Source organism: Lysinibacillus louembei (assembly GCF_033880585.1).
GTDB classification, from domain to species: Bacteria; Bacillota; Bacilli; order Bacillales_A; family Planococcaceae; genus Metasolibacillus; species Metasolibacillus louembei.
Window position 1 is genome coordinate 2325552 of record NZ_CP137624.1, and the last position, 16519, is coordinate 2342070.

The 16519-nt window shown below is 38.2% G+C and carries 13 protein-coding genes; 10 read left to right on the forward strand and 3 right to left on the reverse strand.

Annotated elements, in window-relative coordinates:
• Positions 1 to 29: 29 nt before the first annotated feature.
• The gene (locus R6U77_RS11635; RefSeq protein ID WP_319835755.1) at positions 30 to 377 is read right to left on the reverse strand and encodes a hypothetical protein; all 348 of its coding nucleotides are present in this window, start codon (positions 375 to 377) and stop codon (positions 30 to 32) included.
• A gap of 187 nt (positions 378 to 564) precedes the next feature.
• Here R6U77_RS11635 and R6U77_RS11640 point away from each other — a divergent pair, with 187 nt between their 5' ends.
• Both R6U77_RS11640 and R6U77_RS11645 read left to right on the forward strand, forming a co-directional pair.
• Positions 565 to 1749, forward strand: a complete 1185-nt coding sequence (locus R6U77_RS11640) for a class I SAM-dependent rRNA methyltransferase (protein ID WP_319835756.1) — start codon at positions 565 to 567, stop codon at positions 1747 to 1749.
• Between the two features lie 13 nt (positions 1750 to 1762).
• Positions 1763 to 1951 carry a hypothetical protein gene (locus R6U77_RS11645; protein WP_319835757.1) on the forward strand — a complete coding sequence of 63 codons (189 nt, stop codon included), beginning with the start codon at positions 1763 to 1765 and terminating at the stop codon, positions 1949 to 1951.
• Positions 1952 to 2374: 423 nt separating this feature from the next.
• On the opposite strand, the gene R6U77_RS11650 is transcribed toward R6U77_RS11645, so the two are convergent.
• On the reverse strand, positions 2375 to 2911 hold the full coding sequence (locus R6U77_RS11650; RefSeq protein ID WP_319835758.1) for an NAD(P)H-dependent oxidoreductase: 537 nt from the start codon (positions 2909 to 2911) through the stop codon (positions 2375 to 2377).
• Between the two features lie 252 nt (positions 2912 to 3163).
• Positions 3164 to 3553 (reverse strand): winged helix-turn-helix transcriptional regulator, encoded by a 390-nt coding sequence (locus tag R6U77_RS11655; protein WP_319835759.1) that lies wholly within the window; start codon positions 3551 to 3553, stop codon positions 3164 to 3166.
• A gap of 114 nt (positions 3554 to 3667) precedes the next feature.
• Here R6U77_RS11655 and R6U77_RS11660 point away from each other — a divergent pair, with 114 nt between their 5' ends.
• The 8 genes from R6U77_RS11660 to R6U77_RS11695 all read left to right on the forward strand — a co-directional run bounded on the left by R6U77_RS11660 (position 3668) and on the right by R6U77_RS11695 (position 16505).
• Positions 3668 to 4825 (forward strand): MFS transporter, encoded by a 1158-nt coding sequence (locus tag R6U77_RS11660; RefSeq protein ID WP_319835760.1) that lies wholly within the window; start codon positions 3668 to 3670, stop codon positions 4823 to 4825.
• Positions 4826 to 5044: 219 nt separating this feature from the next.
• Positions 5045 to 6186 (forward strand): IS3 family transposase gene (locus tag R6U77_RS11665; protein WP_319835761.1). Its coding sequence is split into 2 segments (ribosomal slippage): positions 5045 to 5318 and positions 5318 to 6186, totalling 1143 coding nucleotides; the frame shifts between segments, so codons are not numbered across the junction.
• A 743-nt stretch (positions 6187 to 6929) separates the two neighbouring features.
• On the forward strand, positions 6930 to 8390 hold the full coding sequence (locus tag R6U77_RS11670) for an aminotransferase class I/II-fold pyridoxal phosphate-dependent enzyme (RefSeq protein WP_293927541.1): 1461 nt from the start codon (positions 6930 to 6932) through the stop codon (positions 8388 to 8390).
• Between the two features lies 1 nt (position 8391).
• Positions 8392 to 9258 (forward strand): polyamine aminopropyltransferase, encoded by an 867-nt coding sequence (speE, locus tag R6U77_RS11675; RefSeq protein ID WP_293927539.1) that lies wholly within the window; start codon positions 8392 to 8394, stop codon positions 9256 to 9258.
• A gap of 1 nt (position 9259) precedes the next feature.
• Positions 9260 to 10459, forward strand: coding sequence for a saccharopine dehydrogenase family protein (locus R6U77_RS11680; RefSeq protein WP_293927536.1), 1200 nt, complete (start codon positions 9260 to 9262; stop codon positions 10457 to 10459).
• The gene (gene nspC / locus R6U77_RS11685) at positions 10459 to 11586 is read left to right on the forward strand and encodes a carboxynorspermidine decarboxylase (protein WP_319835762.1); all 1128 of its coding nucleotides are present in this window, start codon (positions 10459 to 10461) and stop codon (positions 11584 to 11586) included. The genes R6U77_RS11680 and nspC overlap by 1 nt, the downstream gene beginning before the upstream one ends.
• Before the next feature lie 250 nt (positions 11587 to 11836).
• Complete coding sequence (locus tag R6U77_RS11690) at positions 11837 to 13999, forward strand: bifunctional diguanylate cyclase/phosphodiesterase (RefSeq protein WP_319835763.1); 2163 nt, start codon at positions 11837 to 11839, stop codon at positions 13997 to 13999.
• 352 nt (positions 14000 to 14351) lie between these two features.
• Positions 14352 to 16505 carry a bifunctional diguanylate cyclase/phosphodiesterase gene (locus R6U77_RS11695; protein WP_319835764.1) on the forward strand — a complete coding sequence of 718 codons (2154 nt, stop codon included), beginning with the start codon at positions 14352 to 14354 and terminating at the stop codon, positions 16503 to 16505.
• Positions 16506 to 16519: the final 14 nt, after the last annotated feature.

Consider the following 16519-nt stretch of genomic DNA (forward strand, 5'->3'; position numbering starts at 1 on the left):
GAGGTTGGCTGATTTTTAATATGGCGAAATTAAGGTTCATTTAACCTTCGGGCAACTTTGAATTTTTCATCGATTTTAACCACCATCATTCCACCAAAGCTATGTGTAATTTCGATATCTTTTATTTTGTATAACTCAGTTCCAATAGGGAGTGCAAACCCTTCTCCATGATTAGAGGGCAATTCTGTCACTTTAGTAGTAGTTTCACCTACTTTTTCCTCCACGTCAAATTCAGGTAAAGGCTCATTTGTCACAACGTAATTGGCTCCCTCCCAATTAAATACAGGATTAGATAGTCTTGCTTTTTTATTACAGCCAGCTAGCAAGGTAAGAATAAAGAGTAATGATATTACTAAAAATATCATTTTGTTCCTCATAAATTTCACCCCTTTTCAAAATTAAATCTATATTTTGGTTATAGTGTAACATATATCTATTTAAAAAATTAGCCACCTCCTTGGAGGTAGGCTGGTTTTTTGTAGAAAAGCGCCAATAAGACGGTGAGAAGCTCTATTTAAAAAATAAGTGTATAATAAAGAAATACCAAAGACAAAGGATGACGATATGACAACATTATTGATAAAAGACAACTACGTAAAAGAATTAAAAAATGGCTATCCGTTAATTTTAAAAGATGCGGCAGAAAATGAGGACGCTGCAATTGAAGAGGGGACGCTTATCCAGCTAGTGGACGGGCAAGGGCAATACATTGCGACAGGCTATTATGGCATGCAAAATAAAGGCATCGGCTGGGTACTAACACGCAAAGAAAATGAACAGATTGACGCGGCATTTTTTGCGAAGAAAATTCGTGAGGCTGTCACGCGCCGAGAAAGCTTTTTTGATGCGGAGGATACGACGGCTTTCCGCGTTTTTAATGGCGAAGGCGATGGCATCGGTGGCTTAACGATTGACTTCTTCAATGGCTTTTATATGGTGAGCTGGTATAGTGAAGGCATTTATGCGTTGCGTGAAGCAATCTATGCGGCACTTGCGGAAGTGGTCAATGCACGTGGTGTTTATGAGAAGAAGCGTTTTCATACGAATGGTCAGTATGTAGAGCAGGATGACTATGTGTCAGGCGAAAAGGGCGAGTTTCCAATTATTGTGCAAGAAAATGGCATGAATTATGCGGTTGACTTGAATGATGGGGCGATGACGGGGATTTTCCTTGACCAACGCAATGTGCGTAAAGCATTGCGTGACTCTTATTCGGTAGGGAAAACGGTGCTCAATACTTTTTCTTATACAGGGGCATTTTCGGTTGCCGCAGTACTTGGAGGCGCAGTGAAAACGACGAGCGTCGATTTAGCAAAGCGTAGTCTAGCAAAAACGATTGAGCAATTTAGCGTCAACGCTATTGATTATGAAGCACAGGATATCAAGGTGATGAATGTTTTCGATTACTTTAGCTATGCGGCACGCCATCAATTAACGTTTGATGTTGTTGTACTTGACCCACCAAGCTTTGCGCGCACGAAAAAAATGACATTTAGCACAGCAAAGGATTACCCAAAACTACTAAAAGATGCATTGGCAATTACCGCGGAAAACGGCGTTATCATTGCCTCAACAAATAATGCGAGCTTCAATATGAAAAAATTTAAAACCTTCATTGATAAGGCATTTAAAGATGCGAAAAAGCGCTATAAAATTTTGGAGCAGCACCAACTGCCAGAAGATTTTCAAGTGCCACACAATTACCCAGAATTCAATTATTTAAAAGTCGTCTTTATTCAAGTACTATAAGGAGGGAAAAGCCATGAAATACAATAAAAATACGATGCTAAAATTAATTAATGAGCATCGTGAATTGCATGATGAATTAAAGAACATTAAAAAGGATATGGGGCTTGATAAATCAGCCGCTGTTAAAGCGCTTTACCATTCTGCTGTGGCAGATGGGGGACGCTTTATGCAGGATTATCAGGATTTAGAAAGAATAAGATAAATGAGCAAGCTGGCTGTTGAAGCCAGCTATTTTTTGTAGAGAGGGGATAACGGTGTATCCAATAAAAATCGAAGAAATACCGTATGAAATTTCCAAGATAAGGTCATGTTTCTAATGTAGCTATTCTTCAAATTAGCCAAGGGCTCTTATCGAATTTTTGCAAGGAGAAACGATTAGAAGAGCTTTAGCTAACGAGCGAAGCCAAGAAAACGACAACAAATAATCTTTAATTTTGGGCAAATATTACAGCGCATTCATTCAACATCTTGCCCTATTGAATTGAAACGATGTTATCGGGTAATTCAAAGGTTTCTCCGATGACAGCTATACAAAATACGAGTGCAATCGTTGCCTAGTTGAGACAATCGTTGCACTCGTATTTGTGTTTATTGTGAAAAGCAGCTAGCTCGGAGGACTAGTAGCTTAGGAAGCGGCAGGAAATGCTGAGCTTATATAGTTGATGTATTCTTTAGTGTTTTGCTCCAATTGCGTGTCAGAGATATTGCTAATATCATTAAGTACAAAAGGTGGCAAGTAGGCAGCGCTAATGTAATGTGTTAAAGCTTCAACAGGTCTTAGCAGCTCGTGAATCGTAAAACGGTTAAATCCATCAGGCTGATAGGAGCTTGCTGCACCGTAAGTGGAAATAGCAATGCCGATTTCTTTTCCGTTCATTTTATCTCCGTCTGGTCCGTAAGCCCAGCCGGGTTGGAGAACGGAATCAAACCATTTTTTCAACAATGGCGGCGAACTGTACCAATAGAGCGGATATTGAAAAATAATGCGCTCATGGGCTTCAAGCAATGTCTGCTCATATTGAATATCAATATTTTCGTCCGCATAAAAATCGTACAGTTGATGGACTGTAATATTCGGTTGATGTTGCAAGGCATTGACCCATGCTGCATTAATTCTCGATGATAATAGGTCGGGGTGAGCCACAATAACTAACGTTTTCATTCTATACACTCCTCATTTCTCATCCAGCTTCAAACTAGAAGCCAGTCAGTTATTAACTAGATAAGCGCTTATCTATTTCGGATTATACATAAGCAACTAACGAAAAGTAAGTACGCACTTATTCGTTCGATTCTTACCGAATGGGAAGTGTGAGCATGCTTAATTGCGATAGTTATTGTGAAAAATCGGCAGTTCAAGATACGAGAATCATGTCTTGAACTGCCGATTTTTTATGTGCTTCCGTATTGTTAATTATGGGCTTTTTGCCTGAATAAGATGTGAATCGGCAGCCTGATGATCGTCTGTCACTTTAAATTGAGCTCCCCAAGTTTGCAAATACTGAATTGCTGGTTTTAATGTTTCACCGAATGGTGTCAATTCATATTCAACCTTTGGGGGTACTTCCGGATAGACCGTTCTCTTTATAATGCCTACTTCTTCAAGCTCTCTTAGTTGTTCAGCGAGCATTTTATGATTAACACCAGAAATTAGTTTTTTAAGTTCTCCATATCTTTTTGTGCCATCCATCAGTTTGCAGATGATTGTTGTTTTCCATTTACCAGCTAGCAGAGCTATTGACAGCTCAATTGGACATTGATAACGTTTGCCGTTAAATTCGTAAATTCCTGTTGCTTCTTTCATCTCTATACTTCCCCCTTAGTAAGTATTGAACGAAAAAGTGCCTACTTACGTTTGGTTAGTATACTATGTACAATTTTCTGTGTAAACAAATTGATTCAGTTGAAGGAGTATGTCATGTATAAGAAAATATTAGTCTATTTAGTTTCTATTGCCGCTTTTTTTGGTCCATTTACGCAAACGATCTATGCCCCAATGCTGCCAAGCATTGCTGAACATTTTCAAGCTTCATTAGATGCTGTCAATTTAACTGTATCGATCTATCCGATTTTCTTTGCATTTATGCAGTTAATTTATGGGCCACTCATTGATAAATACGGACGGCGTCCAATTCTCTTGCTTGGATTTATGGTGTATTTGTTGGCAACGTTAGGAGCGGCGCTTTCTTACACGATAGCATCCTTAATTATTTTTCGCGCACTGCAAGCGATTGGAGTTGCTGTAGGCTCAGTTGCAGCAATCACGATAATTGGTGATCTGTATGAAGGCACTATGCGAGGTCGTTCGATGGGAACCTATCAAATGCTGGTAGCGCTCGGCCCTGGTCTAGGCCCTATCTTTGGTGGATTTATTGGACAGCACTACAATATTAATGGGCTGTTCTGGATTTTGCTCGGCATTAGCCTCGTTTTTTGGCTTATTTTATGGCTAAGCTTGCCAGAAACCCGAACACCAGAGGCTGTAAACGAACGTTTTCAGTTGAAGCAGCTGACAATCGTATTAACTCATCGCGTAGGCTTGGCTATCATTGTATTAGGGTCTGTACAATATGCTATTTTTTACATGCTGCTTGTATTGCTGCCTAATATTGTCGATGACGTTTATCGTCTGAATTCAAGTGAAACCGGCTTGATCTTCCTGCCTATATCGATATTTATCATTATTGGCAGCATTATTGGTGGGCGGATACAAGAGCGATTTGAAGTAAAATCTTTGTTAATGATTGTTGCAAGCCTGCATATGATAGCTGTCTTTCTGTTTGCCTTGCTCGCTTCAGTGTCTCTAACCATGTTAATAACGCTGCTTTCTTTATTTGGATTATTTCTGGGAATTTCGCTACCTTTGCAAACGACACTGCTAGCCAATGAATTGCCTCGCAACCGAGCTACTTCAACAGGCGTGTACAACTTTTTTCGTTATGTGTGGATGACAATTGGGCCGGTGATAGGTACGTATTTGTTCTGGATCGGGTATCGCCTCGAATTTTTGGCTTGTGGCGTAATTTTTGCTGGTTTGCTGCTATTTGTTGCTCGTAATTTTTTCATTAATAAATAAAACAGTAGTTATATTAATTACTAATTACCGAATTTTCGTTGCAAGTAGGCATTTTTTGACAGGCGAACTGGCGGTGTGCCTGTCAAAAAGCGATGAAAGAACCCTCTGAATGCAGTACGAGGCCTTTGGCACTGACCTAAAAAAATGAGACAAATAAAAACACCTTTCGTTGAAAAACGGGTATTGTACCTTATCAAATCAATGTGGAGGTGTTTTTCTATGGGGACAAGAGTGAGTTACCCAGTAGAAGTGAAAATGAAAGCAATTGAAATGAGATTAGCAGGCATTCCTGTAAAACAAGTACTAGAGGAGCTAAATATTCGTAACCATTCTCAGTTAAAAACATGGATGAAATGGTACAAGAACGGCGAATTACATCGTCTTGAACAGCCAGTAGGAAAACAATATACATTTGGCAAAGGGCCTGAATATGAAAGTGAAACCGCTAAGTTACAAGCAGAGAATCGTTATTTAAAGCAACAAATTGAAGTGTTAAAAAAGTACGCAGAGTTGGAGAGGAAGTGGTCCCAAAAGTTGTAGTAGAGCTAGTAGAGGAGTTAAAAGAAAGGATGCCGATTGGTGAAATCTGCCGTCATTTAGGTGTAGCTCGTTCGTCGTATTATCGCTGGAAGGTCAATGGAAATAAATTCACTCAAAAGGATCTTCGAGACCAACAAATTGGCGACTTGTGCAAGTTACACAAATTCAGATACGGCTATCGAAAAATCACAGAATTACTTACTGACATTAGTGAGAAAACGGTGCAACGTGTGATGCAAAAATACGGTTGGCAATGTCGTGTAAAGGTAAAGAAACGTAAACGTACGGGACAACCAGCTCACATTGTTCCTAACTTATTAGCACGTGATTTTACGGCATTAAAACCGCTAGAAAGGCTCGTAACAGATATTACTTACTTGCCTTTTGGACAATCTATGATGTACCTTTCAAGTATCTTAGACCTATTTAATGGCGAGGTTATTGCGTTTACAATTGGTTTTACACAAGATACCGACTTTGTCTTAGATACGCTAAATCAATTACCCGATCTACCAGAAGGCTGTATCCTGCATAGCGATCAGGGTTCTGTTTACACATCTTATGCATATCAGAAGGCAGTCAAAGAAAAAGGAATGACCATGAGCATGTCTCGTAAAGGCACGCCCGCTGATAATTCCCCAATTGAAACGTTTCACTCCTCGCTAAAGTCTGAAACGTTCTACCTCGATGATATTTATCGCACAACAAATGCGTGTGTCATAAATATTGTCGAAGAATACATTTACTATTATAACAATATTCGGATTAAAACGAAATTAAACAACCAGTCGCCGGTTCAATACCGTCAACTGGCTGTATAATAAGGTGTTTTCATACTGTCTCAAAAATAGTATTCAGTGCCTTTATTGCTGCTTGCCTATATTCCAGCTTTTTATATTAGCTGTTTGAATACCAAATTGTTGAAGAAAGTTGTAATTTTTGTTCATGATTTGTCTCCCCATGGTCTCCGCAATCAAATTGTAACAATTGTCCGAAAGGTTGATATTATCAGTATTGTATTGCATTTTTCTCACATTTTTCAAAAAAATCTGCCTCATGTAATTGACAAATAAAACGTCCATTGTTAAACTGAACGAGTTGTTAAATTGGAAAGCCAATATTCATGAAGGAGTCTTTCCAGCAAATACTTTTTGACCACTTTCGGTAAGCTTCATTTGCTGAGGAAAGTTAAGGCCATACGGACAGCCGGGTCAACTGCCGACTGGCAACGTCAAGTTGCTTTATTGATTGAGTTAGAAGCTCAAATTTTATAAGTTGGTTACTTTACAACCAGTGTAGAAATGCACATCAACTTGTGAAACGGTCAATAAGAGTGGTAAAAGTAATGATTTGCTATATAGACTCTAAAAAAACCTATTCGGTTATGTATGAATATTGAAAAAGAACTCCTCCTAGCAGCGCTACGGGTCTATTTATGCCCGCTATAAATGGAATTTTTTTCATAATGATACATACAAAAGCAAGTGATGGTGCGTATACCATTCACTTGCTTTTTTTGCGTGAATGGGGATAAGCACTAAGTTTCAGTAAAGAGGTGAGAGAGATGAGTACGCGATTGTCACAACATAATGCGCCAATCTATGAAGCGTTACAGCAATTTAAAAGTCAGCGCATTGTGCCATTTGATGTACCAGGACATAAACGAGGACGCGGCAATCCTGAGTTGACAGCATTTTTAGGCGAGCAATGTGTGGGCATTGATGTCAATTCGATGAAGCCGCTCGATAATCTATGTCACCCTGTGTCAGTCATTAAAGATGCGGAGGAGCTAGCTGCAGAAGCATTTGGTGCAGCCAATGCCTTTTTTATGGTGAACGGTACAACCTCAGCGGTACAATCAATGGTGTTAACTGCATGTAAGCGTGGAGAAAAAATTATTTTACCACGCAATGTGCATCGCAGTGTCATTAATGCACTCGTTGTTTGTGGAGCAGAGCCTGTTTATGTAAATCCAGATATGGATTATCAGCTTGGTATTTCACTTGGCATGAAAATTTCACAGGTGGAAAAAGCAATTAAGGAAAATCCTGATGCGAAGGCGATTTTAGTGAATAATCCAACGTATTATGGCATTTGCTCGGATTTACAAGGCATCGTTAACTTAGCACATGAGCATGGTATGCTTGTACTTGTCGATGAAGCGCACGGCACACATTTTTATTTTGGTGAAAATATGCCGATTACAGCGATGGCGGCAGGTGCGGATATGGCGGCTGTTAGCATGCACAAATCAGGTGGAAGCTTGACGCAAAGCTCATTTTTATTAATGGGGCCTGCGATTAACGCTGGCTATGCTCGCCAAATTGTTAACTTAACGCAAACGACAAGCGGTTCGTATTTATTATTATCTAGTTTAGATTTATCCCGTCGTAATTTAGCGTTAAATGGCAAAGGCATTTTCGAGCATGTCGTGCAGCTATCGCAATATGCGCGCGATGAAATTAATAAAATTGGTGACTACTATGCCTACTCTAGTGAGCTGATTAATGGTGATAGCATTTATGATTTTGATGCAACAAAGCTGTCGGTGCACACATTGGATATTGGCTTAGCTGGGATTGAAGTGTATGACATTTTGCGTGATGAATACGATATTCAAATCGAGTTTGGGGATATTGGCAATATTTTAGCCTACGTTTCTGTCGGTGATCGTAAGCGTGATGTTGAGCGTTTAGTGAGCGCATTAGCAGAAATCCGCCGCCGTTATAAAACGGATAAAGCGGGGTTAATTACACAAGAATATATCGACCCACAAGTGATGACAACACCACAATATGCATTTTATGCAGAGAAGGAATTGCTGCCACTACGTGAAACGATTGGTCGCGTTTGTAGCGAGTTTGTTATGTGTTACCCGCCAGGCATTCCGATTTTGGCACCAGGTGAAAAAATTACCCAGGAAATTGTCGAATATATTGAATATGCAAAAGAAAAGGACTGCACAATTATCGGTCCTGAAGATGTGGAAATTGCACGACTCAACGTATTAACGGAGGTGCTGTGAAATGGATTTATGGTTTAGCGAAAATCATACACCGAATGTGCGGCTGTCGATTAACGTAGATAAACAGCTATATAGCGCACAAAGCGAATTCCAGCGAATCGATGTTTTTGAATCAAAGGAATTTGGACGCTTTCTCACATTAGATGGCTTTATGATGCTAACAGAGAAGGACGAATTTATTTACCATGAAATGATTACACATGTGCCAATGGCGGTGCACCCGAATCCGAAAAAGGTATTAATTATCGGTGCAGGCGATGGTGGTGTTGTACGTGAACTTGTGCAATATCAATCGGTTGAGCATATCGATTTAGTAGAAATTGATGAAATGGTTATTGAGGCAGCGAAAACTTATTTGCCACAAACAGCAAGCAAGCTAGATGATCCGCGTGTCCATATTCATATTGAGGATGGCTTAAAATATGTACGTTTTTGTGAAAATGAATACGATATTATTATCGTTGATTCAACAGACCCATTTGGACCAGGCGAAGGGTTATTCACAAGAGAATTTTATGGCAGCTGCTATAAAGCTTTAAAGGAAGACGGCATTATGGTTAATCAGCATGAGAGCCCATTTTACGATGAGGATGTTGCTGCAATGCAGCGTGCACATCAGCGCATTATCGAGTGCTTCCCAATTAGCCGTGTTTATCAAGCGCATATCCCAACATATCCGTCAGGGCATTGGCTATTTGGCTTTGCCTCTAAAAAATATCATCCTGTGAAGGATATGAGTGCAAGCGTTTGGAAATCGAATAATATTCCAACAAAATATTATAATTCGAATTTGCATAAAGGTGCATTCTATTTACCGAATTACGTACAAAAACTACTAACAGAAGTTGAACATAAAGGAGACATGTAAAATGGCAAAAGCATTAATTATCGGAGCAGGCGGCGTAGCGTCTGTAGCAGTTCATAAATGTGTACAAAACAGCGAGGTATTTGAAGAAATTTGCATCGCAAGCCGTACAAAATCAAAATGTGATGACTTAAAAGCAAAATTAGATGGTCAAGGTACAAAAATTACAACAGCACAGGTTGATGCAGATAACGTAGAGGAGCTAATTGCGTTAATTAACGAAGTGAAGCCTGATATCGTGATGAACCTTGCATTACCATATCAAGACTTAACAATTATGGACGCATGCTTAGCAACAAAAACGCACTACATGGATACGGCAAACTATGAGCCAGAAGATACAGCAAAATTCGAATACAAATGGCAGTGGGAATACCATGAGCGCTTTAAAGAAGCAGGCATTACAGCACTTTTAGGCTCAGGCTTCGACCCAGGTGTAACAGGTGTATTCACTGCACATGCATTAAAGCATCATTTCGATGAAATCGAATATATCGACATTTTAGACTGCAACGGTGGCGACCATGGTTACCCATTCGCAACAAACTTCAACCCAGAAATCAACATTCGCGAAGTATCAGCGAACGGTCGTTACTGGAAAGAGGGCGAATGGATTGAAACAAAGCCAATGGAAATTAAACGCGTCTACAACTTTGAAGAAGTTGGCGAAAAAGATATGTACTTGCTATACCATGAGGAGCTTGAGTCATTAGCGAAAAATGTGCCAGGCTTAAAGCAAATTCGCTTCTTCATGACATTCGGTCAAAGCTATTTAACGCATTTACAATGCTTAGAAAATGTAGGGATGACATCAATCGAGCCAATTATGTTTGAAGGTAAGGAAATTATTCCCCTACAATTTTTAAAAGCGGTATTACCAGACCCAGCATCATTAGGACCACGCACTAAAGGGAAAACAAATATCGGCTGTATTTTCCGTGGTAAAAAAGATGGCGAAGACAAAACATATTATGTTTACAATATTTGTGACCACGAAGCTTGCTATGCAGAGGTTGGTTCACAAGCGGTTTCTTACACAACAGGCGTACCTGCAATGATTGGTGCGATGCTAGTTGTCAATGGTGAGTGGAACAAGCCAGGCGTTTACAATGTAGAGGAATTCAACCCAGACCCATACATGGACGCATTAAACAAATGGGGCTTACCTTGGAAAGAGAGCTTCAATCCGGAGTTGGTTGACTAATGAAATTCGAACAAGTACCAACACCGAGCTACGTTGTAGATGAAGTGTTGATTGAAAATAATTTAAAGATTTTACATGGTGTGATGGAACGCACAGGCTGTAAAATTATTTTGGCACAAAAAGCTTTCTCTATGTTTTCGTTGTATCCACTTATCGGCAAATATTTGAGCGGAACAGCGGCAAGTGGCTTGTATGAGGCGAAGCTTGGACACGAGGAAATGGGTAAGGAAAATCACGTCTTTTCACCAGCATATCGTGAGGACGAAATCGATGAAATTATCGAGCTTTGCGACCATGTCGTCTTCAATTCCTTTGCACAGGTAGAGAAGTATGCTGACAAGGTACGAGCGGCAGGTAAAAGTGTTGGTTTGCGTATTAACCCTGAATGCTCGACACAGGAAGGGCAAGAAATTTATGACCCTTGTGCGCGTGGCTGTCGCTTTGGTGTGACATTAAAGCATTTTAAGCCAAAGCTTTTAGACAAAATCGATGGCATTCACTTCCACACTTTATGTGAGCAGGATTCAGACGCATTAGCAATTACGCTGGAAGCAGTGGAAGAGAAATTCGGTCAATGGTTGCCACAAATGAAATGGATTAATTTCGGTGGTGGGCATCATATTACACGCGATGGCTACAATATCGAGCTGCTGGAATCTTGCATTACACGCATGCAAGAGAAGTATGGGCTTGAAGTGTATTTAGAGCCAGGTGAAGCGATTGCTTACAGAGCAGGCTTCTTAGTGACGACTGTTTTAGAAACGCTAGAAAACGGCATGGAGTTAGCAATTTTAGATACATCAGCCTCTTGCCATATGCCTGATGTACTAGAAATGCCATACCGTCCACCGCTTCAAAATTCAGGTGTTGTTGGCGAAAAGCCTTATGCTTATCGCTTAGGTGGACCTACTTGCTTAGCGGGTGATGTCATCGGCGATTACTCATTCGATCAGCCATTAGCAGTAGGTGACCGTTTAGTATTTGAAGATATGGCGATTTACTCCATGGTTAAAAACAATACATTTAATGGCATGGCATTGCCTGCAATTGTTTTGCAAGATGCAAATGGTGACTGCCGCATTCAAAAACAATTTAGCTATGAGGACTTTAAAGGTCGACTTTCTTAATGTAAAGAACCCTGAAAATTTTTAATGCAAAATTTTCAGGGTTTTATCGTTTTAATAAGTATTTGTGCTTATTAAAATAGGTGAATTTACTTAACAATATCAGTTTGTACCTATTAACATATATAGTCATCTAGTAAACTTTTATCATGTTTGATTGCTACAAATTTATTATAAACAGTAACGAATAGATGGTAGATATGATAAGATAACTGCAAGAGCGGAAACATGTTATTAAAGAGGAGAGCAATTTATGAGAAAAATAGATGAGAGATTTCCTTATATTAAACATCCAACTAGGCTTTTTATCATAATTATTGCAGTATTAGTCATAACACTATTGTTACAAGATCATTTATATGCTCTCTTCGGTGAACATAATTATATAATGGTTCATCTTATCGTTGAAATGTTTATTGTGGCAGCAACCGTTTCCATTGTTATGCAAGTGCTAACAAGTGCACATTATAAACTAACAAATAGGGCGGTGTATTTAATTGCGTTATTCGGTTCCATTACGCTTTTAGAAATTTTACATACATTATCATATGAAGGAATGCCCTTCCTTCTTTATGAAAGTGAGGCATATCGAGCAACTTGGCTCTATATGGTTATTAGAATACTGTTGCCGATAGGTCTGATTTTTATTTTTTTAGTACCGTTAAAAATTGTTCAAAAAAGCTTTGCATTATTAGTTGGAGCTGGGGTTGCTATTGCTGTATTCGGAATTGCTTATACTGTGTATGCGCCAGTGAAAATATTGCCGCTACTTGCTAATGAACAAGGTCCAACTGCATTAAAAAATAGCTTACAAGCAACTGCTGCAGCTTTACAATTTGTATTAATTATCATTATTTTAGGTGGTAAAAAAAGAGATACCAACTTGTATTATGTATTTGCCTCTATTTGTTTAATTTTTAGCGATATCTTATTTATCTTTTTTGCAGATGTTCATAATATTAGTAATTTTTTAGGGCATATTTTTCATTTATTTGCTTTTTATTTATTTGTACAAGCGATTTACTATTCAGCTATTGAAAGACCTTATCGAGAAATTTCCAAGGCGAAAAAATCGCTTGAGCAATCGGAGCAAGCAATGTATAAAATGGCTTACTACGATGAGCTTACACAGCTTCCAAATGAGCGTTTCTTTATGGAGCAGCTCCATAAATTCACTAAAAATGAAGATACGAAAACGGTGTTGATTTTAGAACTAGGGCGACTGTCCATGATTCAATCAACGTTAGGCTCTCATTATGCAGATCGTTTAAAATGTAGCGTAGCAGACCGCATACGTGAAATGCTGCCAAATAAGTATAGTATTTATTTTCTTGGGGAAGATCGCTTTGCTATTTTGATGCTAGATGATTTAGGCGATGAGGCAATTTTAAATGTTGTTGATAGCTTGCAAAGCATTATGCAGAAGCCATTTCCAATTCAGCATTTTTCATTGATGAGTCACTTTAATGTAGGAATCGCACAATATCCAAAGGATGCTATTGATAGTCAAACTTTATTTAAATATGCGGAGTTTGCCATGTATGAGGCAAGACAGCACAAAAAAAATGTATTATTTTATGAGCCTGTAATGTCGGAAAAGCGCTCAGCAAAATTAGTGCTTGAAAACGATTTACGTCAAGCAATTGCTAGAAATGAACTAATTGTAGAATATCAGCCACAGCTCCATTTAGCATCAAGAGAAATTGAATCTGTTGAGGCATTAGTAAGATGGCAGCACGGTCAACTTGGTTTGATTTCACCAGCGAACTTTATTCCAATTGCTGAAGAAACGGGGCTTATTATACCGATAGGGCAGTGGGTATTGAAAGAAGCTTGTATGCAGGCGAAAAAATGGCAAGCACAAGGAATGTTTATCAAGGTTGCTGTAAATATATCATTAGGGCAATTGCTGCAAGATAATTTAACGCAATATGTGCAGGATATTTTGGCTGAAACAGAGCTAGACGCACGTTATTTGCAGTTGGAAATAACGGAAAGTATGACGATGAATATTGAATCTATTACAACAGTTATTCAAACATTGCAGGAATATGGTGTGACAATTGCAGTGGATGACTTTGGGACAGGCTATTCATCACTATCTTATTTAAAAGATTTTCCACTCGACTGTTTAAAAATAGATCGCAGCTTCATCTGGAATATGGACCAAAATACAGAAGGAGATGCGCTCGTTTTGATGATATTATCAATGGCGAAGCATTTAAAGTTAAAGGTCGTAGCAGAGGGGATTGAAACAGAGAAACAGCTAGTATACTTAACAAAGGCTTCTTGTGATACAATTCAAGGCTTTTTAATTAGCAAACCATTACCTGCTCAAGTATTAGAGGAAACGTTCAATGAAATTGAAAGTAAAGCGCAGCGATTATTAGAAAAAATATATGAGGAAGCAAGATAGGCATTTAATAATTTAAAGAGGTTGTTTGAGAATGCATCGTTTTCAGACAACCGTTTGCTATTTTATCCTGATTCAGTAGAAAGCACCCACCGCTGCAGGTGCAAGCTATAATTTTGGTTAATTTCTAAAATCTTAAATCCATTACGCCAAGACATAATTAATTTAAGGAAATAGTTGTAGAATTTGAATTTTTTTATCTATTAAAAATAAATTTCCTTTTTTGTTTTTATTATTTCATACCTCTGTTATAATTGACGATTATTTTTTATGAAAAGGAAACAAAGTAATCAATTTATGTTAAAATAACCTGTAGATAGCCATTTAAAGGAAATGACTGCAAAGGGATGAGACAATGGGAACTAATGAAAGATTTATATATATTGAACACCCCATCCGTTTATTAATCATAATCATTTTGACCGTCATTATTTCTTTAGTCATGAATAATTATTTATATAGTATTTTTGGGATGAATAATTATGTAATTATCCACCTTATTTTAGAGTTGTTCATTATTGCAATGGCGGTCTCCATTGTTATCCAAGTATTTATCTCTATGCGTTATAGCATAAGCAATCGTCTCACTTTTTTAGCAATGATTTTTTCGGCTGTGACAGTAGTAGAAATTTTACATACAATCTCTTATCCAGGGATGCCGTTTTTCTTTTATGAAAGTGATATGTCTCGAGCAACTTGGTTTTATTTATTTATGAGAATCATTGTGGCAGTGGGTTTAAGTTCATTTTTAATGGTCCCATTCAAATATGTAGGCGTTCGATATGTCGTCGTTTTCGCTGCGGTTGTAACAAGTATCTTAAGCATTTTTACATTCCTTGTTTATTCAGGACAATTGCCACCGTTAATGGATGCACAAGGAGCTACTCCTTTAAAACATCTTTTACATGGAATCGTTATATGCCTACAAATTATGTTTCTTGTTGTGACAGTGAAAAAAGGAACAAAACGAAAAAATTTATATTATATTTTTGCCTCTATTTGTTTTATTGTGAGCGATATTTTATTCATTGTCTTTCCAGATGTACTAAATATTAGTAATTTCGTCGGTCATTTTTTTCAGCTTGTCGCTTATTTTTTAATTGTGCAAACGATTTATTATTCAGGAATGGAGAAGCCATATCGGGAAATTTTAGAGGCAAAGGACTCCTTGGAGCAATCTGAACGAGTTGCACATAAGCTAGCTTACTATGATGAGCTAACAGGACTTCCAAATGAGCGTTATTTTAAAGAGCAAATAAATCAATCTTTAACGGCTGATCAGCGTGTGAAGACGGTGGTTGTCTTAGAAATAGATCGACTATTAATGATCCGTTCAACGTTAGGTTCAAGCTATGCTGATATTTTTAAGCAAAGCGTCGCACAAAAAATTGTGCAAATACTACCGGCGCAATATTCGGTTTATTTATTGAGAGAAGAGCTTTTTGCTATATTTATTGAAGACTTAGATGATTGGCATGTATGCCGACTTGTTCAAGATTTACAAAATATAATGAAAGAGCCATTTCAAATTCAACATTTTTCATTAAACAGTCATTTTAATGTTGGCATTGCACAATATCCAAAAGATGCAGAAGAGGCAGATGGACTATTAAAATATGCACAATTTGCTATGTATGAGGCACGTGAGGATAGCGGTAGTGTACTATTTTATGAAGAGAAGATGTCAGAGTCGCGTGCCAATCGCATTTTATTAGAGCATGATTTGCGTCAAGCGATTGAAAGAAATGAACTATATATCGAGTATCAACCACAATTAAATTTGCAAACAGGTAAAATTTATTCTGTAGAAGCCTTAGTAAGGTGGCAGCATGGTAAACGAGGCTTTATCTCTCCTGGAGAGTTCATTCCACTTGCAGAGGAATCAGGGTTAATTATTCCAATTGGACAGTGGGTATTAGAGCAAGCATGTAAGCAAGCAAAAGCATGGCAAGCGCAAAATCGCTATTTAAAAGTTGCTGTTAATTTATCATTGGGACAACTATTACAAGATAACTTTGTTGAGCATGTTCAAGATATTTTAGACGAAACCGATCTTGATGCGAGCTATTTGCAGTTAGAAATTACCGAAAGTATGACGATTAATACGGATTCTGTTATGGCTGTTATTCAAAGCTTACATGAGCAAGGAATTACAATAGCTGTGGACGATTTTGGAACAGGCTATTCCTCGCTATCCTATTTAAAGGATTTTCCTGTCAATTGCTTGAAAATCGATCGAAGCTTCGTATGGAATATTGATAACAGTACAGAAGAGGATGCGATTGTGCTATTGATTTTATCGATGGCAAAGCATTTGAAGCTGAGCGTTGTTGCAGAAGGTATTGAAACAGAGCAGCAGCTGGCTTATTTAGAGCAGGCACAATGTGATTCCATTCAAGGTTTTTTAATTAGCAAGCCTTTACGAGGAACTGTGTTAGAGGAGCAATTTGAAGAAATTGAAAATAGGGCACAACAATTACTAGTAAAAATTAAGCCCCAGCCTATATAATGGTAGAGGTAATA

Coding starts and splice junctions, on each gene's coding strand:
- speE (WP_293927539.1), top strand. CDS start 8,392: ATGGATTTATGGTTTAGCGAAAATCATACACCGAATGTGCGGCTGTCG.
- R6U77_RS11695 (WP_319835764.1), top strand. CDS start 14,352: ATGGGAACTAATGAAAGATTTATATATATTGAACACCCCATCCGTTTA.
- R6U77_RS11690 (WP_319835763.1), top strand. CDS start 11,837: ATGAGAAAAATAGATGAGAGATTTCCTTATATTAAACATCCAACTAGG.
- R6U77_RS11670 (WP_293927541.1), top strand. CDS start 6,930: ATGAGTACGCGATTGTCACAACATAATGCGCCAATCTATGAAGCGTTA.
- R6U77_RS11640 (WP_319835756.1), top strand. CDS start 565: ATGACAACATTATTGATAAAAGACAACTACGTAAAAGAATTAAAAAAT.
- nspC (WP_319835762.1), top strand. CDS start 10,459: ATGAAATTCGAACAAGTACCAACACCGAGCTACGTTGTAGATGAAGTG.
- R6U77_RS11635 (WP_319835755.1), bottom strand. CDS start 377: ATGAGGAACAAAATGATATTTTTAGTAATATCATTACTCTTTATTCTT.
- R6U77_RS11680 (WP_293927536.1), top strand. CDS start 9,260: ATGGCAAAAGCATTAATTATCGGAGCAGGCGGCGTAGCGTCTGTAGCA.
- R6U77_RS11650 (WP_319835758.1), bottom strand. CDS start 2,911: ATGAAAACGTTAGTTATTGTGGCTCACCCCGACCTATTATCATCGAGA.
- R6U77_RS11645 (WP_319835757.1), top strand. CDS start 1,763: ATGAAATACAATAAAAATACGATGCTAAAATTAATTAATGAGCATCGT.
- R6U77_RS11660 (WP_319835760.1), top strand. CDS start 3,668: ATGTATAAGAAAATATTAGTCTATTTAGTTTCTATTGCCGCTTTTTTT.
- R6U77_RS11655 (WP_319835759.1), bottom strand. CDS start 3,553: ATGAAAGAAGCAACAGGAATTTACGAATTTAACGGCAAACGTTATCAA.